This window comes from Chryseobacterium sp. CY350 (assembly GCF_027945075.1).
Taxonomy (GTDB): Bacteria; Bacteroidota; Bacteroidia; order Flavobacteriales; family Weeksellaceae; genus Chryseobacterium.
The window spans coordinates 3,520,060-3,541,469 of record NZ_CP116034.1 but is presented as its reverse complement, the minus strand read 5'-3'; the positions used below and the strand labels follow the sequence as shown (position 1 = coordinate 3,541,469).

At 35.7% G+C, this 21,410-nt stretch carries 18 protein-coding genes, 1 tRNA gene and 1 pseudogene; 12 read left to right on the top strand and 8 right to left on the bottom strand.

Annotated features, from left to right (window positions below):
* The first annotated feature begins 5 nt into the window (after window positions 1-5).
* Entirely contained in the window at window positions 6-416 is a 411-nt protein-coding gene (locus PGH12_RS16570) for a hypothetical protein (RefSeq protein WP_267598584.1), read from the top strand.
* A 131-nt stretch (window positions 417-547) separates the two neighbouring features.
* Window positions 548-1,243 carry an RsmE family RNA methyltransferase gene (locus PGH12_RS16565; RefSeq protein ID WP_267598583.1) on the top strand — a complete coding sequence of 232 codons (696 nt, stop codon included), beginning with the start codon at window positions 548-550 and terminating at the stop codon, window positions 1,241-1,243.
* Here PGH12_RS16565 and PGH12_RS16560 read toward each other — a convergent pair.
* Window positions 1,240-1,911, bottom strand: a complete 672-nt coding sequence (locus PGH12_RS16560; RefSeq protein ID WP_267598582.1) for a TrmH family RNA methyltransferase — start codon at window positions 1,909-1,911, stop codon at window positions 1,240-1,242. The two genes, PGH12_RS16565 and PGH12_RS16560, sit on opposite strands and share 4 nt — an antisense overlap.
* 84 nt (window positions 1,912-1,995) lie before the next feature.
* On the opposite strand from PGH12_RS16560, the gene PGH12_RS16555 reads away from it, so the two are divergent.
* From PGH12_RS16555 to PGH12_RS16525, 7 genes are all read left to right on the top strand, one after another.
* Window positions 1,996-3,012 (top strand): asparaginase, encoded by a 1,017-nt coding sequence (locus PGH12_RS16555; RefSeq protein ID WP_267598581.1) that lies wholly within the window; start codon window positions 1,996-1,998, stop codon window positions 3,010-3,012.
* Between the two features lie 57 nt (window positions 3,013-3,069).
* Window positions 3,070-3,156, top strand: a tRNA-Ser gene (locus tag PGH12_RS16550).
* Window positions 3,157-3,455: 299 nt separating this feature from the next.
* The gene (locus PGH12_RS16545; protein ID WP_267598580.1) at window positions 3,456-3,578 is read left to right on the top strand and encodes a hypothetical protein; all 123 of its coding nucleotides are present in this window, start codon (window positions 3,456-3,458) and stop codon (window positions 3,576-3,578) included.
* Window positions 3,571-4,248, top strand: a complete 678-nt coding sequence (locus tag PGH12_RS16540; protein ID WP_267598579.1) for an SDR family NAD(P)-dependent oxidoreductase — start codon at window positions 3,571-3,573, stop codon at window positions 4,246-4,248. The genes PGH12_RS16545 and PGH12_RS16540 overlap by 8 nt, the downstream gene beginning before the upstream one ends.
* 66 nt (window positions 4,249-4,314) lie before the next feature.
* The gene (locus PGH12_RS16535) at window positions 4,315-4,716 is read left to right on the top strand and encodes a GlcG/HbpS family heme-binding protein (protein WP_267598578.1); all 402 of its coding nucleotides are present in this window, start codon (window positions 4,315-4,317) and stop codon (window positions 4,714-4,716) included.
* 19 nt (window positions 4,717-4,735) lie between these two features.
* Window positions 4,736-5,539 (top strand): helix-turn-helix domain-containing protein, encoded by an 804-nt coding sequence (locus PGH12_RS16530; protein WP_267598577.1) that lies wholly within the window; start codon window positions 4,736-4,738, stop codon window positions 5,537-5,539.
* Window positions 5,540-5,542: 3 nt separating this feature from the next.
* The gene (locus PGH12_RS16525; RefSeq protein WP_267598576.1) at window positions 5,543-6,040 is read left to right on the top strand and encodes a hypothetical protein; all 498 of its coding nucleotides are present in this window, start codon (window positions 5,543-5,545) and stop codon (window positions 6,038-6,040) included.
* 181 nt (window positions 6,041-6,221) lie between these two features.
* Here the strand turns inward: PGH12_RS16525 and PGH12_RS16520 are convergent, their stop codons facing one another.
* The 3 genes and pseudogenes from PGH12_RS16520 to PGH12_RS16510 form a co-directional block, all read right to left on the bottom strand.
* Window positions 6,222-6,917 carry a hypothetical protein gene (locus tag PGH12_RS16520; protein WP_267598575.1) on the bottom strand — a complete coding sequence of 232 codons (696 nt, stop codon included), beginning with the start codon at window positions 6,915-6,917 and terminating at the stop codon, window positions 6,222-6,224.
* A 92-nt stretch (window positions 6,918-7,009) separates the two neighbouring features.
* Window positions 7,010-7,156 carry a hypothetical protein gene (locus PGH12_RS16515; protein ID WP_267598574.1) on the bottom strand — a complete coding sequence of 49 codons (147 nt, stop codon included), beginning with the start codon at window positions 7,154-7,156 and terminating at the stop codon, window positions 7,010-7,012.
* Window positions 7,125-8,384: pseudogene (locus tag PGH12_RS16510) on the bottom strand (aldehyde dehydrogenase family protein). Before PGH12_RS16510 ends, PGH12_RS16515 begins: the two are co-directional and overlap by 32 nt.
* A gap of 1,323 nt (window positions 8,385-9,707) precedes the next feature.
* On the opposite strand from PGH12_RS16510, the gene PGH12_RS16505 reads away from it, so the two are divergent.
* The 3 genes from PGH12_RS16505 to PGH12_RS16495 all read left to right on the top strand — a co-directional run bounded on the left by PGH12_RS16505 (window position 9,708) and on the right by PGH12_RS16495 (window position 14,458).
* A complete protein-coding gene (locus tag PGH12_RS16505) occupies window positions 9,708-9,968 on the top strand; it encodes a hypothetical protein (RefSeq protein ID WP_267598573.1) in 261 nt (86 codons plus the stop codon).
* A gap of 276 nt (window positions 9,969-10,244) precedes the next feature.
* Complete coding sequence (locus PGH12_RS16500) at window positions 10,245-13,790, top strand: DUF8202 domain-containing protein (RefSeq protein ID WP_267598572.1); 3,546 nt, start codon at window positions 10,245-10,247, stop codon at window positions 13,788-13,790.
* A gap of 137 nt (window positions 13,791-13,927) precedes the next feature.
* Window positions 13,928-14,458, top strand: coding sequence for a phage tail-like protein (locus tag PGH12_RS16495; protein ID WP_267598571.1), 531 nt, complete (start codon window positions 13,928-13,930; stop codon window positions 14,456-14,458).
* A 686-nt stretch (window positions 14,459-15,144) separates the two neighbouring features.
* Here PGH12_RS16495 and PGH12_RS16490 read toward each other — a convergent pair.
* From PGH12_RS16490 to PGH12_RS16475, 4 genes are all read right to left on the bottom strand, one after another.
* Entirely contained in the window at window positions 15,145-16,587 is a 1,443-nt protein-coding gene (locus PGH12_RS16490) for a TolC family protein (protein WP_267598570.1), read from the bottom strand.
* Window positions 16,574-19,768 (bottom strand): efflux RND transporter permease subunit, encoded by a 3,195-nt coding sequence (locus PGH12_RS16485; protein ID WP_267598569.1) that lies wholly within the window; start codon window positions 19,766-19,768, stop codon window positions 16,574-16,576. The genes PGH12_RS16490 and PGH12_RS16485 overlap by 14 nt, the downstream gene beginning before the upstream one ends.
* Before the next feature lie 7 nt (window positions 19,769-19,775).
* Complete coding sequence (locus PGH12_RS16480; protein ID WP_267598811.1) at window positions 19,776-20,858, bottom strand: efflux RND transporter periplasmic adaptor subunit; 1,083 nt, start codon at window positions 20,856-20,858, stop codon at window positions 19,776-19,778.
* Between the two features lie 143 nt (window positions 20,859-21,001).
* Window positions 21,002-21,391: a hypothetical protein gene (locus PGH12_RS16475; RefSeq protein ID WP_267598568.1), complete on the bottom strand. Its 390-nt coding sequence runs from the start codon at window positions 21,389-21,391 to the stop codon at window positions 21,002-21,004.
* Between the last annotated feature and the right edge of the window lie 19 nt (window positions 21,392-21,410).

Genomic DNA, 21,410 nt, shown 5'->3' with positions numbered 1-21,410 from the left:
TACAGATGAAAATATTATTAGAAGAAAAAGTACTGGGAACGCAATCGAAAAAGAACTCAAAATATTATTGGGTTTTAGAGACGATTACCGGAAAAAATGAAGTTACAGAAAAATCTGAAGACGAAGATTATATCATGATCAGTTCTGAAATTGGATATGTGCAGAATGTAAAGGAAGAAATTGTAGAAAAAATAAATTCAGAAAATGTATTTAGTTTTAGTTTCGAACCGAAAGAAGGAGATTATTTATCCATCAAAAATAATTTAAGAAAAAATGAATATTTGAATCTTATTTTTATGAATAATAAGTGGATTGAGGAGATCTACGCTTGTTCGTACAGAGATTGTGACGGTGATATTTATACTACAATAAAAACCGGAGTGGCATTTTTGAGCGATAATGAAATTGCGTTTTAAGGCTTCGACAAGCTCAGCCTGACAGTTTGAAAATTAAATAACTAGTAGTAGCGATGTCACGCTGAGCCTGTCGAAGCGTCCTTTGATACTCATTATTAATAAAATTTTAGGCAGATTCTAAATACCAATATATGAAACTTTTTTTTGGAGAAATCAATAACGGAAAAGCAATCATCAATGACGAAGAACAGCAGCACATTGTGAAAGTTCTTCGTATGAAAGATGGCGAAGAAATTTATGTTACGGATGGAAAAGGAAATTTAGCTTCAGGAATTTTGATCATTGAAGGTAAAAAAGCAGGAATTGAAGTTGTCGAAATTAAAACTGAAACGCCAGATTTTAATCCAAAACTTCATATCGCCATTGCTCCGACTAAAAATATTGACCGCATCGAATTTTTTGTGGAAAAAGCCGTAGAAATGGGGATCTCTGAGATTACGATTCTTCAGACCGAAAAAACTGAGCGAAAAAATTTAAATATTGATAAACTTAGAAAACAGGCGGTTGCCGCTTCAAAACAAAGTTTGAGATTTCATTTTCCTGTCATTAATGATTTAGTTAAGTTGCCTGATTTTCTAAAAAATATAGATTCCGAAACTACTTTTGTCGCGCACTGCAACGAAAATTTAGAAAGAATTAATTTAAATGAAATTCCAAAACTAGAAAACTACACTTTCTTAATTGGTCCTGAAGGTGATTTCTCGGATAAAGAAATTCTGTTTTTAGCGGAAAAAGGCATTAAAGCGGTTTCTCTCGGAAATCAAAGATTACGAACAGAAACGGCGGGCGTTTTTGTAGCGGCCTGGAATTATGGGAAGATGGTTTAATGTGTCAAATCATTATCTTTCAAATACTTATTATAGATTTGCTCACCACTTCTAATTGAGTTTACTGTCCAACGGATTTTCATTCTTAATAATTTCTCATCATTAAGCTTATAATCAATACCGGATTTCATCAATTTTTGCTTCAATTCATACATACAAAGTGAAGCGGCAACGGAAACGTTAAAACTTCTTGTAAAACCATACATCGGAATCGCCAAAGTTTCATCGGCAAAATCTAAAATTTCCTGAGAAACACCTTCCATTTCAGTCCCGAAAACTAATGCAATAGGTTCTGTAATTTCATAATCGGGAAGCATTTTTGCGTCGTTTTCTAATGAAACAACAACGATTTTGTAACCTTTATCTTTAATTTTCTGGAAAGATTCCATATTTCTGGGAAGCTTTTCTACTTCAACCCAAGTATCTGCACCTTTTGTGACTTTTAAATTCGGTTCAAAATTATTTTCTTCCTGCAAAGCAACGACTTTATGAAAACCGCAAGCTTCCACAGACCTCACAATTGCGGCAGCATTTCTAAACTGATAGACATCTTCTAAAACCGGAAGCACAAAATCTGAACTTTCGGGAGCGAAATGTTCAATCTTTTTCAATCTTTCTTCGGTTAAAAACTGTTTTAAATACTCGTAGGTTTTAGCTAAATCTTCCATCTATTTTCAAATCTTTGCAAATTAACGTAATTTTGAAATTCTGAACCTGAAAAGAAACTCAAAATCTTTAATTTAAAGTAAAAAATGAAGCGAAAAGTCCTTCTTATTTATACCGGTGGAACGATCGGTATGGAAAAAGATTACGAAACCGGAAGTCTCCGTGCCTTTGATTTCGGAAATATTTTTGAGAAAATGCCCGAAATGAAACTGATGGAATGCGAAGTTTTCGTACATCCTTTCGCAAAACCGCTCGATTCTTCGGATATGGGACCTGAAGAATGGAGAATTATCGCCAATTATATCTTTGATAATTATAAAAATTATGATGGTTTTTTAATTCTCCACGGAACAGACACAATGTCTTACACCGCTTCAGCATTGAGTTTTATGCTAAAAGGATTAACAAAACCCGTAATTCTTACAGGTTCACAACTTCCAATCGGAGATTTGAGAACAGATGCAAAAGAAAATCTTTTGACGAGCCTTTATTACGCAAGTTTATATGAGCAAGATGAAGCGGTGATTCAGGAAGTTGCAATTTATTTTGAATATAAATTATTGAGAGGAAACCGTACTTTGAAATATTCTGCAGAGTATTTTGACGCCTATTCTAGTCCGAATTACCCTATTTTGGGGCAATCCGGAGTACATCTGAAAATTGACAAAGACAATTTGTTCCGTGGTGACGGTCTAGTGGAATTTCATGTAGACAGACATATTTCTGAGGACGTTTTGTTCTGGAGAATTTTTCCGGGAATGAAACTGAATCATTTTAAAGAAATTCCCAAAATGAAAGTTCTGATTCTTCAGGTTTTCGGCTCCGGAACAATTTTCAGCAGTGAGAAAACATTGCAAACGCTTCAGGAAATCAGAAATAACGGTACGGAAATAGTGGTTGTAAGTCAGTGCATTTCAGGTGGAATATCTTTTGGAAAATATGAAAACAGCAATATTTTCGCTAAGATCGGAGCGATCAGTGGAAAAGATATGACAGCCGAATCTGCCATCACAAAATCGATGCACCTGATTGATAACCCTAGTTACAAAGGAAGTTTTGCAGAGAATTTCTCAAGAAATATTTGTGGGGAAATCAGCGAATAAGAGTATAAGAATTTGCTAATTCGATAAATTAAACTATTTTTGCAGTCTTCAAAACATAGAGAGGTGTCCGAGTGGTTGAAGGAGCTACCCTGGAAAGGTAGTATGCGGGTAACTGTATCGAGGGTTCGAATCCCTTCCTCTCTGCAAAAGCGTTGATTTTCAACGCTTTTTTTATTTTAAATTACTATCCATTCGTATTGAATGATATATAATTTTGTAAATATTTACAAAATCATCTATATGTGCCAACATCTTTTTCACATTTCCTGAAGAGTTGCATTTTTTGTATTAAAGTAAAATATTATGCTTCATATAAGTTTTCGTCCGAAGTTATAGCAAATCTTAAACTTTGAACTTTCTGCCAACATAAATTTAAACCTCTCACAAACTAATTACTTTGTTAAATTAGTTCAATTTTGTTTATAATTTTTAAAAATGTAAATATGAACAAAAGAATTTTAATTACAGGAGCTGCAAGCGGTTTTGGAAAACTTGCTGCTTTCGATTTAGCAAAAAAAAGGACACAAAGTAATTGCTACGGCACAAGTGTATCCGCAAATGAGTGACTTGATAAGAGAAGCCAAAGAGCTGGGTATAGAATTAACTGTAGATAAATTGGATGTAACCAACCAAACTGATATCGACTATATTACTCAAAAATACGACATTGATATTTTAATCAGCAATGCCGGGATTATGGAAGGCGGCCCAATTGCAGAACAACCTGTAAATTTAATCCGCTCTATGTTTGATGTTAATGTTTTTGGCGGACTTCAGCTAGCACAGGGTTTCATCAAAAAATTTATTGATGAGAAGAGACCCGGGAAAATTGTATTCACAACTTCTATGGGAGAATTATGGACTGTGCCCTACGTTGCTGCTTACTGCGCATCTAAGCACGCAATGGGCTCTATAGCAGAAGGTTTAAAAACCGAATTAGCTCAGTTTAATATCAAAATTGCAACTTGCAATCCTGGGATTTTTGGTACAGGTTTCAATGACCGTGGTGTAGATACGATCAATCGCTGGTACAATCCTAAAGTTAATTTCACTCCGCCGTCTGCATTTGATGGAACTGCAGAAGCTCTGGCAAATCAATTAGACCCTCAATCTATGGCAGATTGTATTGTTGATGTAGCGTTGGATGATAACTCAAACTTTAGAAATGTACACCCAAAAGAAACTGAAGATTTTGTAAAACAATTGCAGGCAGAAGCTTGGACAGCAAAAAGCTAAATTAAAATCCCTGAAAGCGCAGTTTATTCAAACTGTGCTTTCTTTATTAATTAAAAACTTAAAAAGATGAACATTAATTATTACGAAGCAACAAAAGCAATAAATGCTTCTATTCAGAAAGCAAAAGAATTTAACATACCTGTAAGCCTTGCGGTAGTTGATACAGGTGGGCATTTGGTCGCGTTTGCAAGATTAGACCGCGTTTTTGGCGTGATCGAATTTGCGATAAAGAAAGCGAGAACTGCCGTAATGTTCGGGGTAGATAGCGACATAATGGGAACAATTGTTTCAGGAGCAGAAATCCACGGATACGGAATGTTAAATTCAAATGAGGGATTATTAACTATTGCTGGCGGTGTTATAATCAAAAATAAGAACGGTGACATTATTGGTGCAATTGCATCTTCCGGAGGTTCACCAGAGCAAGATAAAGAAATTGCAAGTTTCGGAGTGGCTGCACTCAATTAAATTTAAGATATTTGCAGTGATGGAAACAAAGCGTGAAATAATTTTTGACAAGTTGGTTTATTCTTGTATTTATGAAAAGCACAGAGGAAGTGAAGAATTTATTCCTGAACATTTTTTAGGATTTCAACTTTCGGGTGAAACACACGCTTTTCACGCAGACGGAAACACAGTTATTCCAGAAAACACAATAGTATTGGTTAAAAAAAATCAACTGATTCGAACAATTAAATACCCTGCAAAATCTGGAAAATATCAGTTTTTATCAATAATGTTAGACAAAGCTACGTTGCAGCAATACGCTTTAGAAAACAAAATCATCGTTGACAAAAAATATGAAGGTCAACAGAAAATTTTTTTTGAAGCAGATGATTTTCTACAAAATTACTTTGTTTCATTATCACCCTACATTAACAAAAAAAAAGACGCTTCGCCACGATTGGCAGATTTGAAAATCAGGGAAGCAATAGAATTATTGCTGCGAAGCAACGTAGATTTTAAAAAAATTTTATTTGATTTTTCCGAACCTTTTAAAATGGATCTGAAAGAATTTATGAACCAAAATTATACGTTTAACGTTTCTGTGGAATCTCTTGCAAAACTTACCGGAAGAAGTCTTTCAGGTTTTAAACGTGATTTTGCCAAGACTTTTGAGACCACGCCAAAACAATGGCTGCTTGCAAAACGCCTTGATGAAGCGTATTATTTAATTAAACATAAAAACCAAAAACCAGCCAACTTTTATTTGGATTTAGGTTTTGAAAATCTATCTCATTTTTACACTTCTTTCAAAGAAAAGTTTGGACAAACTACTTCTCAAATTTAAAAAATGGACTTTATACAACATTTGCAAACATGGACAAAAGCTGATATTGATCAGGGAAAATGGATGATAGGAATAGCCATTATTATTATTCTGCCTGTCTGTTTTTTGTTTGCCAAAAATGGCAATTTGCTTCAGAAAGGAATGCTGGTTCCTCTCGGTCTACTTTTTATGATGAACTTAGGTTACGGTGGATATTTAATGTTTTCCAGACCAAAATATAGGGAACAAACAAAGGAAATCTTTCAAACAAACCCACAAGAAACAATTGATAGTGAATTAATTAAAACAAAATCAGACCATAAAAGCTATACAATAACGAAGTACATCTGGGCAGGATTATTAATACTCTCAGTAGGTTGCTTTTTTATGTTTAACAAAGAGTATATTCAAGGACTATCACTTGGTTTCACTGTAATGTTTCTGGGCATGTTACTTATTGACGTATTTCTGCACCAACGATTAAAAATTTATATGCGAGATTTATCCGGATATGGATTCTGAAATTGAATCAAAAACTACGTCAGCAGAAAAGAATTTGCATTATTATGACGAAACAGAAAAGAGATAAAATATAACTCTTTATTTCAAAAAATAAATCCAGATCAACAGGTCTGGATTTTATCTTAGTATAATCAAATGATTGCACAACAACAGTAAGAGAAAACGAAAGTAGAAGATGTTATCAATTACAGATCGTAAGGAAACTATGCCCTCTCATGTGAATTTTCATGACAGCTTCAGATTTTAATTCTGTATAAATACTCTGATCAAATGCTTCTACTGCTTTTAATTTCTGATCGATAAAATCAGCAATTTTTACAGCCGAACAGTAAAAATCTCTGTACAAAGAAATGTCAACCGTGCTTCCAAAACGTGGCAAATATACTTTTAAGAAAGGAATTGTTTTCTGATGCATATCATAATCTAAGCAATATCCGTTTTTTTCTCGTAGTGTGATTATTTCGTAATTATTTATATAATTAAGTACGGTCTCATTTTCTTTCATTGATATTTGATATTGCTGAAAATAGGTATAAATTTTATCTAAAACACATTGTGCATAATCCATCATTGATATCGTTTTCGCTTCTGAAACTGAGTTAATTTTTGTCTTAGAATTTTTGGTCTTTTCATCAATATGAAATGATATTCCATAATTCTCAAGAAAAGAAAAGAAACAGTTTTTTACCTCTATCAACGCTTCGGTCTGCAACTTATCATCAGCAAAACTGTAACAGAGGTAAGGTTTATAAAACTCTTTTACAGCCAAAAGAAAGTCTGTTTCATTTGTATTTTGATTGTTCTCAAACCAAATTTCAAGATTGTTATAATAATCGTTTTCAAATTCTCTGAAACTTAAATAAAATGGAATTTTCATAGCTGTAATATTTATAATTCAAAGCTATTACTGTAATGCGACAAAACTTGACGTGTTTTATTTTTAATACATTTTGTTGTCTTTAAGTTATACTACGAGCCAAATAAACTTAAGTTTTTTGCAATATCCTTTCCCTCATAAGGAGGAAAAACATCAAGTTCCAGATCCGGATTTCCTATGAGCATCGCTTTTGTATTACTTAATGCATCAAAACCTGCTTTTCCATAATATTTTCCCATACCAGCATATCCTACACCACCAAAAGGCACTGTCTATCCAGCAGTGAAGGTTGGTTTGGTTGATACAACCGCCACCAAATGATACAGAATTAACAAAATAGTCGATATTTTTTTGATTTTTACTGAAGAAATATGCTGCCAGAGATTTTGGTTTGCGTTTGATAATTTCTACAATTTCCTTTAAATCCTTATAAACCAAAATTGGAAATACAGGTCCGAAAATTTCCTGCTGCATCGCCGGATCTTCCCAGGAACTAGGAAATAAAATAGTTGGCTCCACATATCTATTCTTTATATCATATCGACCTCCCAACACTACTTTTTCAGGAATAATATATGATGCCACTCTTTCTGTGTCATGCTCGCTGATCATCCTTGCAAAATCAGGACTTTGACTAGGATCTTAACCATACATTTTCTTTACGGAAGCTTTTAGTTTCTCTATAAATTCTGTCGCAACACTTTCGTGCACATACACATAGCCCGGCGCAATGCACCATTGTCCAGAAATTGCCATATGTCCCCAAGCAATCCGGTCAACAGCAATATCAAGATTTGCAGTTTCATCAACTATTGTCGGATTTTGTCCTCCAAGTTCCAGAATTACAGGAGTTAAGTTTTCTGCAGCGGCGCGCATGATGACCTTGCCAACAGTAGAACTTCCCGTAAAGAAAATAAAGTCAAATGGCAGTTCAAGTAAAGCAGTAATCTCTTCTCTTTCACCGGTTACAATACTTACGGCTTCAGGTTCAAAACATTTAGGAATAAGTTTTTGAAACAAAGCAGCAACAGTAGGTGTTACATTGGCAGGTTTTAGAATGACCGGATTTCCCGCTGCAAGTGCTGCAATAGCAGGATCCAGCAGCAATAAGATGGGAGCATTGAACGGTCCTATTACCAAAGTTACACCAAAAGGCTCTTTAAAAATAATTCCTTTGTTACCAGTTTCATCGAGCCCGACAGGAATAGCAACTGATTCTGGAGCCATTAATTGTTTGAGATTTTCTTTGTAATATTTAATATTACCCAACGGTACGGTTATCTCAAATAGTTGCTCGAATGGTGGTTTATTAAAATCAGTTTTCAGAGCCTGGCAAAACGAGTCCTGATTCTCAGTAAGCATTCTTTCGAGCCTATTTAGCTGATCTATCCTCCACTCATAAGTTTTGGAAGCATCAGTATAGAAAAATTCCTTTTGTGTATCAAAAATTGTTTGATATTTGTTCATAATTTGTATTTTTTAGTTAATTACAATAGGTTTTTAAATTATTGATATTTATTGTTTTAATGTTCTCAAAATTAATTATTTTACATTATTCGAATCTATACTTGTGCAGATCTTGCGCAGATCTTATTGAAATTTATATTTAATAGCTTAATAGTTTTTGATATGGTTTTTTCTGTTTAAAATTAAAATAACTTATACCACATTATATATATATGATATATCAGAACATTAATATTCACTTAACAAAATATATTTCCAGCAATTCATGAAAAAAATCTTAGTAAAAATAATGATTTAAATAAATTCAGATGCGGTATTTTAATTTTTTATTGAAAATTTATACTATAAAATTAAAGAAAGGAATAAATGCAGAATGATATTGTTTAAATTTGCACCTTAAACTTTCAATACAGTTATATTTCTAAAAAAGTCTATTTCATTAGTTATCTTTAACTATTACATCTTTAAACCGACAATATCCCATTATCATAGATCTCGTCGTACACAAATCCATAGTCCACAAAAAACACTCGAATATTTACAACTATAGTTTTCTTTAAAAGAGTAATATAATTTCAAATTTTTTTTTTTAAACAAATACGTAACCAATATTGAGATCATACAAACGAAAAAATGAAGCTTATGTAAATTTATTGATTAATGCTGCGATAAATTCATATTTTTTTTAATTTACAAGTAAATACGCTTGATTTATAGACAATTATAAAATCATCAAGGGTGCATATTGGGTAGTATTTTTCGCTTAAAACACAGTACTAATTCCGAAATTCTTACACCATAAAAAATAATTTATCAAAGATTGATCTAATTTTGCAGCAATTTATTAAGTCAGTACTGTAAATACAATAATAGAGCAGCCTGTAAAGGATGTTACATTTTTAATATAATTATAGTTTGATAAATATCTTAAAATACAAAAAGAATGGCTTTCAAATTTGTGAAAGGCATCATTTTTTCAAATAGGAAAAATAGTATTTAAAAACAAAAAAACACAAATATGAGATAAGATTACGAAGGCATACTTCAACGTAAAGTAAAAAGTATTTTGTACTACTTCTTGCAGAAAATCCCACAGTCTTTTACAGAGAATATTATACAGCTTCTGAAGGTTCAGAATTTTGTATAAAGAATTTTAAGCTAGATTTTCAGCATATTACAAAAAAGATCCATACTTTTTACTTGCCATTCCAAAGCAAAGGGTCAAGACAAAACTCCAGAATCGTCCATTTAGAAAGATCTATGGACAAATGAACCATTCTGGATTTCACAAAGAACACAAATTAATAAAAAAAATTCACTAAGATGAAAAAGACACTTTTCGCAGGTTTACTACTTGCAACTATGGGAACAGCAACACTTAATGCTAACACTATCTCAAACAATCAGCCCGAAACTACACAGACATGTATCGTAGTAACTTATATTAAAGTAACTGAAAACAAATGTACAGTGACCTATAAAGTTTCGACTCCTTATTTTCTTTGTATTCCACTTACTTGTCTTGCTACAAAATGTGAGATAAGCAGAGTATGTGATGGAGGTGGAGGAACTGAGAATAGATAATCTCTTTAATCAACAGACTAATACTACGAATCAGTGTTGGTCTGTTGATTTTTTTGGTAACAGCCTTAGATGATATGTATAGAATTCATCCACATCACACCATATTTTATATTATAGAAAAATAAATAAGACTCAAGTATATCAATTGGAAATAACACCTAAGGTAACTTATAAATAGTGAGAAAACATAAAGAATCAACCACAGATATCCAATAATTTTATAAATGATCATATCTAGGCAAAAGACCTACAATTAATTTCAAAAAAACCACTAAAATGAAAAAATTTATATTACTATTCTTTGCGGTACTTTATTTCCTTTCCGGAAATCTATCTGCGCAGAATGTAACTCTTTTGGGAAAAACATCTATTTCTGCCATAGGTAGCGGAACCGGTGGAAAGCCCACACTTAGTTGGAACATACCCGCGGGACAGAACCGGGTAATGATTATCCATTTCTGGTTCGAGAGAGACCACCGACCAGGGGCTGCGAATAATTACCCATCCGGAAACTCGGGAGCAGATTATTTCCCGCTTACTGTAGCCGGGCAAAGTATGACAGGAAGCTCTGTACTGAGAACATATCATTTAGCAGTTGGAGGTGGTACTTTCTCCACTGCTGAAATGTCTTCTTCTTTTTACAGATATACCCTGTCGGATTCTCAAGGTCTACCAACAGGTCTGTCCACATTTGATTTTTCCGGTATAATAACTCCTGCTAATGTAGCAGATGAAGTTGCGGTCTCCATTGAGGTCTATGGAAATGTAAGCCCATCCACCTCCTTTACTTCCACAGGCTCCAACAGTTGGATTGAAGCAGCCACCCAAAACACTACCTTTAACCTTACTCCTACAGTTGCCGCCACCCCGGTTGGAAGAACGGCCACGGATGTAATGTATGTAAGTTTTGGGGCTACTGCAATGGATGAAAATATCTCATTCGATGCAGGTTGGACGAATATTAATCAAATGAAGATTACTAATAACGCAGGTAGTGCATTTAATCTTAGAATCAATGAGCCAGATGGGGTAAGCTTATTAACCGCCTATCGGAACGGGGCAGCTTCTACCACTCTTACAAAATCTTCGGCACAAAGAATTACTGCTGTCCGTCTTAATATAGTACCTTTATTACCTCTTGCAAAACCATCCATAACCGGAAATGTATATCATGATATAGATGGTTCTGCTAATATTAACGGGTTACCCATTAATGGCGGTGGTTTATATGTTAACCTGATAGATACTAATGGATTATTAGTTTATTCTGCAACTGTAACAGCAGGTGCATTTACCATACCATCAATGTATGTTACAGAAGGAGAAACCTATTCGCTTTCACTTAGTAAAAATACGGGTACGATCGGTCAGCCGGCTCCGATTACGCAACTTAATTTGGGTTGGTCTACCGTAGGAGAAAGTACAACCGTGACTGGCAACGATGGTTCTCCAAATGGTCAGTTGACTCTAACTGCAGGAACATCTGACATTACAGGATTAAAATATGGCATACTTAAATATGGAGCTCCCGGAGGTGTAGTTACTGGATTGGGATTATGGGCAAAAGCTGATAAGGACTTTTCTCCATCTTTATGGAAAGATCAGTCAGGAAATGATTATGACCTAACACAGCCGACTGCGGGAATGCAGCCTATTCTAGCAAATTCATTTAAGAAGTTTAACTATAATCCTGCTGGTAATTTTGCTAATAAGGCTATGGGTAATAATCAGGTTGCCAATCGTGGAGTTAATAACAGCCTATCTATGTACTCTGTCGCATCTTTAGAAGTAAATTCAGGAGCAAATACTTTGCTTGGCGTCGGAGCTAACGGAGATAATCCCCACCTTGGTGCATATCCTGGACCAAAGTTTATGATGTGGACAAGTTTGTACGGTACTGCCGCCAACCCGGATATAACATTATCACAATCCTATTTGATGTCTGGTCACTGGCAGCATGCTGTAGCAGGTACTGCACGAATAGAATTTGATGGTTTCCCAGCCCGAACAGGAGGTAATCAAAGTTCTCCGGCAGGTAATTTTATTGTCGGAAATGATTTTATCAATGGTGTTAATCAGCCATGGAACGGATTAATCCCAGAAGTGATTGTATATACATCTCCAAAATCTGGAAATGAAAATCAAAGAATTAATTCTTATTTAGGAATCAAATATGGTCTTACTTTGCGTAATGAGGGCATTGACACCGGAACATTTAACTATTTGTCATCAAATAGTACAGCAGTTTGGAACGGAATTGCCAATCCTACATACCATAATAATGTATTTGGGATAGGAAGAGATGACATCAGTACTTTACATCAAAAGGTATCGGTAAGTGTAAATAGTGGAACAATTGTTACGATGGCTACCAATAATGATTTCGTTACAGGTAACCTTGACCCCTCCAGAACAGCGATCTCTGATGATCAGGAATTTTTCGTCGCTGGAGATAATAACAATACTTCTCTACCAATGATGGCAACCACCATTAATGGAAACGCACTAAAAATAATTCAGAGAAAATGGCTTTCTCAGAGAACAGGTACTACACGAAATACCTATTTCCAAGCTGATCTATCAACTTATGAAAATCAGTTTGATACCGGAGCTGTAGCTTACATGATTATTGCAGATAATGAAAATCTTACAACCAATGTAAAGCTTGTTCTAGGAACGAAAGTAGGTAGTAACTGGGTATTTAATAATGATTTTGACCCTGAAAATATTAATAGATACTTTACATTTGGTGTAACTACTACAGCTACAGCAAGCACTTGCTACAAACCAGGAGCTACTGGTACAGGATTAGATAGTAAAATAGGTATTACATCGCTTAGCAGAGCTGGAGCAGAGAATACAGACAATTGGCCTATGGCGAGAAAAGGCGCTTGGTTGGCATTAGAAGCCAAAACCAAAGGATTTGTTCCAAACAGGGTTGCGTTTGATGTTTCAGGAAATCCTGTAGGCATTGCATCAGCAAATTTTGTAGAGGGAATGATGGTTTTTGACACCACCAACAAGTGTCTTAAGATGTACACTGTTAAGGATGGAAGTACTTTACCAGCTTGGCATTGTATGAGTACTCAAACTTGCCCAGATACGACAGCTAGAAAAATTAACATCGGTTATTGGGCCGGATTGTGGGATGGGAATGAATACGCAATAGGCGGAACAGGACTTCCAACATTTAATTCTCAGCTTCAGAGTCCGCTTAATTACGGAACTACAGGTACGTACAACAAAATAGAAGGATTCAACTTTTTCAAGTTTGAAGCACAAGAGTTGAGCACCTTATCCGGAGCACAGCTGAAAAGTATGGTAGATGTATTTTGTGTGGGTGTACAATTCAACGTAGACTTAGATGCAGCAACGATTGCAAAAATAAAAGAATTTACAGACCTCGGAGGAGTAGTAATTGTTTTATTGGATAGTACTAGAAATACACCGGCACATCAAGGTTTTGGAGGAACAGGCACGGTAGGAAGCGGATCGGCATATTCTTACACAGTGGCAGGAACTACAGGTTCAACAGGTGTATTTGGTAATGTGGCTGGAAACACAGCAATTACAGCAGCTCAAACAATGGGAAGAGTTTTGAAAACTCAATTGGCAGCAGGATCTGAAGTTCTGGCAAGTGAAGGTGGAGTAGCTTCTGCTAACGCTGGTATCTGGACTACAGGTACTGGAGGCAGAGTAATCTTTTTCTGGGACGAAGGAGTATTTAGAGCTTCAGATATTTCTGGTACAAATGTAGACACTGCTCAGGAAAAATATCTTCATAATATAATGGCGTACGCTTTAGACAAATTGGGTCTTTAATTTATATTACATAATAAAAAAATATTTAAAATGTAACCAATTGTGGTACTTAAATTTAAATATTTAATTGAAAATCGAGAGACCAATTCGAAAAGCTTTCGATTTTCAATTTTTTCAAATTTATAAAATTAACAAAGATGAAAAATATAACTACAGCACTTATCCTCCTTATAGGAACGATCGGAGTAAAATCTCAGGTTGCAATGGGGAAGCCAAGTGTTACCAACGCATCTGTGTCTTTGGAATTTGCAGACACAGAAAATAGAGGATTGATTCTTCCCTATATTGTTGATAAAAGCAGCATGACAGAAAACGGAACCATTATCTACGATGCTTCAGACAAAAAAGTAAAATACCTGAAGGATATTGCAACCAACACATGGTTTGACCTAACTGTGGATACTTCAGGGGTAGTTGATCTTTCCCTCCAGGGTAATGAAAAGGTTGAAAAGCCGACCGCTAAAACAGCTATAGGAAGCAATGCGGCGACAGATAGCGTAGACGGAATTCTTGTCCTTACGGATACGAACAAAGCAATGGTACTTCCGCGAGTAGCCAGCCCGCATCTAAACATCCTGAACCCTAGTGCAGGTATGATGGTTTATGATTTAACGAAGAAACAACTTGCTGTATACAACGGAGCAATGTGGAGTTTTTGGAAACCATAGAGACATAAAAAAACAAGCCCCTATATTTCTGATCAAAGATACAAATGAGGAAAAAAATGTTGAAATAGGGGCTTTTTTATAATCATTAAATTTTTCTTTTACTGAAGATTTTAATAAAACATGATCTCGTTTTAAGCGAAATTTAAAATAACTGACCATCATTTACTTTTTAGTTTATGATGGTTTTTTTTGACAATAAAATGAATGACGCTAAAACATCACACATCCTTTGTATGATGAGCCACTCGGCAATAAGTTATCTATCAAAATTTTAATTCTCAAATTATAAATAAACTTTTTTAAATATCGTTTTAGAAATTAGTCATTCGAATAGTTTTGTATAAAATTGCTTTAATTATATTTAAACTTTTAGTGACATTTACACGATAACTGTCGTGAAAATTCTTATCTAACATATTTAATCGCCCGTGAACTTTTCACATACTCTTCCACACTTTTGAATGTTCGGCTGTTTGATCAAGAGTTAGAATTCACTCAAAACCATCAACTTTTATTAGAATTTTAGTGTTCTTTCTTCTAATATTAAATAATTGATTCATAAAACTGCACTCTTCTACTCCACTATTAATTTGTCATATTATTCTAATTTAATTAAAAAGTCCGGCTCTGATAACAGAACCGGACTCCACGATTGAAATAATGATATATGAATAAAAAAAACTAACTTATTTCCAGCCGCCACCTAAACTTTTATAGATGTCGACAACGGTACTTAACTGCTTTTGTTTGGCTTCAATCAGTTCCATCTTTGCATCCAAGGCATCTCTTTGGTTTAACAAAACTTCAAGATAATCTGCTCTTGAATTTTTGAAAAGCTGATTGGCAATATCGATGGATTGGTCTAAAGCCTGCGTTTCCTGAGACTTTAACTGATAGTACTGATCGATGTTCTTCACTTTCGACATCAGATTTGAAATATCTAAATACGCATTCAGAATGGTTTTATCATATTCGTACAAAGCCTGAATCTGCTTTGCATCTGCTGTCTGAAAGTTCGCTTTAATCGCACTTTTGTTAATAAGCGGTCCTGCCAGTTCGCCAACTAAACTTGTGGCGATCGACTCGGGTAACTTGACCAAATACGAAGGTTTAAAAGCCTCTAATCCTAAAGTTGCAGAAATTTCGAGAGAAGGATAAAACTCTTTTCTTGCGGCTTCAACATCTAATTTTGCGGCTTTTAATTCTAATTCAGCCTGTTTGATATCAGGACGGTTTGCCAACAACTGCGACGGAATTCCCGTATACACTGTTTGCGGAATGATCGACATAAAACTTTCTTTAGTCCTCAGAATCGGTTGTGGATAACGTCCACAAAGCGCGTTGATCTGATTTTCTTTCTCAGTAATTTCCTGACGGATTGTGTATTCTGTTGCCTTTGACTTTGCCAACTCAGCCTGAAATTTTTTAACGGCCAATTCAGTTGCTGCAGCGGCTTGTTTCTGGATTTTAGCAATTTCCAAAGCTCTTGTCTGCAATTTGATATACTGCTGGATGATATCCAGCTGATTATCCAGTGCCAATAATTCGTAATAATTATCAGCCACTTCTTCGATCAGATTAGAAAGAACAAAATTCTTTCCTTCAACCGTAGAGAGATAATGTGCAACGGCTGCATCTTTCTCCGTTCTGAGTTTTTTCCAGATGTCAATTTCCCAATTGGCCATCAAACCGCCTTCGAAATTTCCAAGTGGATCAGGCATTTCTCTTCTGGGCTCGATTTCAGTAGATGCATCACCAGCACCTGTACTTGTATAGCGACCTACTTTTTCAACTCCAGCTCCTAAACCAGCTCTTACAGACGGACTTAATCTTCCTTTTTTGGCAACGATTCCGCTTTTGGCAATCTCGATTTCCTGCAGCGTGATCATTAATTCCTGATTGTTTTTCAAAGAAGTTTCAATTAAACTCACCAGATTCGGATCTGTGAAAAACTGTCTCCAAGGCGTAGTTCCGGTGTTTGTATTGGCGTCCTGCTGTTCATTTTGATTAAAATTTTCAGGAATATTATTTTTTACATCGTCCTGAATTACGGTTGCCATCGGAGCTTTACAACTTGCCAAAACAAGCGAAATGGCAATGGCTGTAATATATTTATTATAAATCTTCATGTTTGTTATCGTGTTGATAAGGTTCGGTTTGTTCGGTTAAAGGATTTTCTTCTTCATATTTTGCCAGTCGTGATTTATCGGCAATTGTTCCGAAAATATAGTACAGTCCTGGAATAATCAATAGCCCGAAAACGGTTCCGATAAGCATTCCTCCTGCTGCTGCAGTGCCAATCGTTCTGTTTCCTACCGCTCCCGGCCCGGTTGCCATCACCAAAGGAATCAAACCTGCAATGAATGCAAATGAAGTCATTAAAATCGGTCTGAAACGGATGGCTGCTCCTTCGATGGCCGCCTGAGCAACAGGAATTCCTTCTTCTGCTTTTTTCTGAACGGCAAATTCAATAATCAATACGGCATTTTTACCTAAAAGACCAATGAGCATCACCATCGCAACCTGTGCATAAATATTGTTTTCTAAACCTAAAAGTTTTAGACATAAAAAAGCCCCGAAAATACCTGTCGGCAATGAAAGGATTACCGGTAATGGAAGGATAAAACTTTCATACTGCGCCGAAAGAATTAAATAAACAAATCCTAAACAGATCAGAAAGATGTAAACGGCTTCGTTCCCACGACCTACTTCATCTTTTGAAATTCCGGCCCAGTCAATACCAAAACCTCTTGGTAAAGTCTTGTCGGCAACCTCCTGAATGGCTTTAATTGCCTGTCCGGAACTGTAACCCGGCGCCGGTGTTCCACTCACTTCAGAAGAATTGTACATATTGTGTCGCGTAATTTCAGAAAGACCATATACTTTTTCCAAATGCATAAAATCTGAATATGGAACCATCTGATCTTTATCGTTTTTCACATATAATTTCATTAAATCGCTCGGCAAAGCACGATATTGCGGTCCCGCCTGAACGATTACTTTGTAAGGTCTGTCGAAACGGATGAAACTGGTTTCATAGTTTGAACCGATTAATGTAGATAGATTATCCATTGCTTTCTCAATGCTTACCCCTTTTTGTTCGGCCAGATCATTGTCAATTTTAAGCATATATTGAGGGAAACTTGCAGAATAAAATGTAAATGCAGAACCTAATTCCGGACGTTTTTTTAATTCTTTCACAAAATCCGTACTTACCTGCTCCATTTTCTGATAATCACCACTTCCAGCTTTATCCAGAAGTCTTAATTCAAACCCACCTGCGGCACCATAGCCCGGAATAGAAGGCGGCTGGAAGAATTCAATATTGGCACCCGGAATATTTTTGGCTTTCTCTTCAAGTTTTTCAATAATTTCAGCGGCAGATTCTGAACGATCTTCCCAACTTTTAAGGTTAATCAGACAAGTTCCTGAATTCGAACCTGTTCCTTCCGTTAAAATTTCATAACCTGCCAATGAAGAAACAGATTGCACTCCATCAATATCTTCAGATTCTTTCAATAATTCTTTAGCAATCTGATTTGTTCTTTCTAAAGTAGAACCCGGCGGCGTCTGAATAATCGCATAAATCATCCCCTGATCTTCTCCCGGAATAAATCCTGAAGGGAGTGAGTTGCTTAAAAAGTATGTGCATGCACAAAATATTAAAAGCAATGGTAGAGTAATAAATTTTTTAGTGACTGTCTTATTCAGTAACTTTTCATATTTCCCGGCTCCTTTTGTAAATACATTGTTGAATTTATCTAAAAATATGGTAATCAGACCTTTTTTCTTTGCTTTTCCATGATTGTTTTTAAGGATTAAAGCACATAAAGCCGGAGTTAAAGTTAATGCTACAACTCCCGAAAGAATAATAGACGACGCCATTGTAATTGAAAACTGACGGTAGAAAACTCCCACCGGACCTGACATAAATGCTACCGGAATGAATACTGCCGCCATTACCAAAGTGATTGCGATAATTGCTCCACTGATTTCGTGCATTGCTTCTTCAGTTGCCTTTAATGCAGAAAGTCCTTTTTCCTCCATCTTGGCGTGGACGGCTTCAATTACTACAATCGCATCATCGACGACGACCCCGATTGCCATGACTAACGCAAAAAGCGAAATCATATTTAAAGTAATTCCAAAAGCTGACATGACAGCAAAAGTTCCCACAAGTGAAACCGGAACCGCTATCGCCGGAATCAACGTAGAGCGCCAATCTCCTAAAAAAAGAAATACCACAATCGCCACCAAAATAAAAGCCTCAAACAAAGTATGAATGACTTTTTCAATTGATGCATCCAAAAATCTGGAAACATCATAACTGATGTCATAATGCATTCCTTTCGGGAAATTGGTTTTTTCAAGATCAGCCATCAATGTTTTTACGTTTTTGATAACGTCACTTGCATTTGATCCATAAGATTGTTTTACCGTAATTGCAGCAGATGGTTTTCCATTTAATGTAGAATAAATATCATACATCGAAGAACCAAATTCGATATCGGCAACGTCTTTTAATCTTACAAATTCTCCAGCAGATTTAGCTTTAAGAATGATATTTCCGTAATCTTTTTCATTATTAAAACGTCCCGGATATTTCAAGATATATTCAAATGACTGAGAACGTTTCCCGGAACTTTCACCGGTTTTTCCAGGTGATGCTTCCAAACTTTGTTCGTTCAGAGCTTCCATTACTTCATCTGCTGAAATATTATAGGCCGTCAAACGATCAGGCTTCAGCCAGATACGCATTGCATATTCTCTTGTTCCCAAAATATCTGCAAAACCTACTCCGCTTACCCTTCTCAATTCCGACATTACATTGATGTCTGCGTAGTTAAAAAGAAATTTCTGATCGGCTTTGGGATCGTCACTGTACAAGTTAATGTACATCAACATATTGGGTTCTTCACGGGTAATTTTCACCCCTTCACGTACAACCAACGGCGGCAGTTTATTCACTGCTGATGAAACACGGTTCTGAACGTTAACGGCAGCAACATTGGGATCTGTTCCCAAATCGAAAACCACCTGAATAGAAGTTTCACCATCATTTCCGGCATCGGAAGTCATATATTTCATTCCCGGAACACCATTTAATGAGCGTTCCAAAGGAATAACCACCGCTTTCACCAGCAATTCGTTGTTGGCTCCCGGGTAGGATGCGGTGATATTTACTTTAGGTGGAGAGATCGCAGGAAACTGTGTAATTGGAAGTTTCATTAAAGACAAAACTCCCATAAAAACAATGATCAGCGAGATTACGATTGACAGAACAGGTCTGCGAATGAATTTTTTAAACATAATTCTTCTATTCTGCTTTTAATTTTAAATTTTGAAGAACTTTCTTCGGATCCTGGAATTTTACCTTTACTTTCTGATCGTCTTTTACTTTTTGTACGCCTTCCAACAATATTTTATCATTCGGAGAAATTCCTGACGCAACGACGTAGATATCAGGAAGTTCATAAGAAACCTTGATATTTTTAGATTTTGCAACACCATTTCTATCAATCACAAAGACATATTTCTGGTCCTGAATTTCATAAGTAGCTTTCTGAGGAATTATCAAAGCATTCTTGAGTGGTAAAGTCATTCGAATTTTTCCCGTTTCGCCGTTTCTGAGCAGTTTTTCAGGATTCGGAAACTTAGCCCTGAATGCAATGTTTCCTGTTTCGTTATCAAACTGACCTTCAATGGTTTGAATTTCACCTTGTTGATTAAACATTTCGCCATTTGCCATCATTAAGCTAACGCTCTGGCTTCCGCGATCTGCTACATGAGTCTGATAATTAAGATATTCTGGTTCGGAAACGTTGAAATAAGTATAAATATTAGTATTATCTGAAAGAGTCGTCAAAAGATCACCTTCATCTATCAGACTTCCAAGCTTTAAAGGAATTCTGTCAATCACTCCAGAAAACGGAGCTTTGATATCGGTAAATGAAAGGTGGATTTGTGCCAGTTTCATTTCTGCATTGGCAGCATCCAATTTAGCTTTAGCCATTGATCGTTCATTTTTTGAAACAATATTGTTGCTTGCTAATGTGCTTGCATTTTTCAGCTCAATAGAAGCCTGTTCAACTTCAGCTCTCGCCTTCAGCAATTCTGCCTGATAAATCTGGGGCATAATGCGAAACAAAGTTTGTCCGGCTCTTACATACTGACCTTCGTCCACATAAATCTTCTCAAGGAAACCTTTTTCCTGAGCGCGAACTTCGATGTTCTTCACCGACTGAATTTGAGCAACAAAATCTTTGTTGATGATCGTATCTATTTTCACCGGTGTAGTCACCGGATAAACAGAATCTTCCTGTTTTTCTTCCTTTTTTTTGTTACAGCTAAAAAGCAACATAACACTGCTTAGGACAACGCCTGAGACAACTCTTTTCATCATAATCTAGAGTATTATTAAAATCGTTAAATGTTTAGTTTGAATATAAATTCGGGAAATCTTGCACTGTTAATCAAAAGGAATACAATGCATAGCTTTTTCATTCCGGTCAGGGAACAAAAAAGAAAATTGAGAAAAATTTTTTAGATTCTGATTGAACGAATCAGAATAAAAGTTTTTACAGACCGCGAATGACGTATTACATCAGCAACGGAAGGTTTGTACCTTTTTTTAAATAAAAGTCCGAAAGAATAAATAAGGGCAAACACACAAACAAAAGCCAAAACGGTCTGCTGAGTGTCTGATAACTGAAAATCGTCTTCAGCTACATCAAATGAAAAAGTAGTAGAACCCTCTGAAATTTGCTGTACAGAAAACTTCTGAGGTGCATGAGCTGAATGATCTGTTTTGTCAGGATAATTATGAGAAATGTGCGTTGAAAAATCATTATACAGAGTTTTGACATTCAGCTTGCTTTCTACTACGAAAAGCAGAAATAATGAAGTCAAAAAGTATATGATATAGTTTCTCATTAGAAGTTGCAAATGTAAG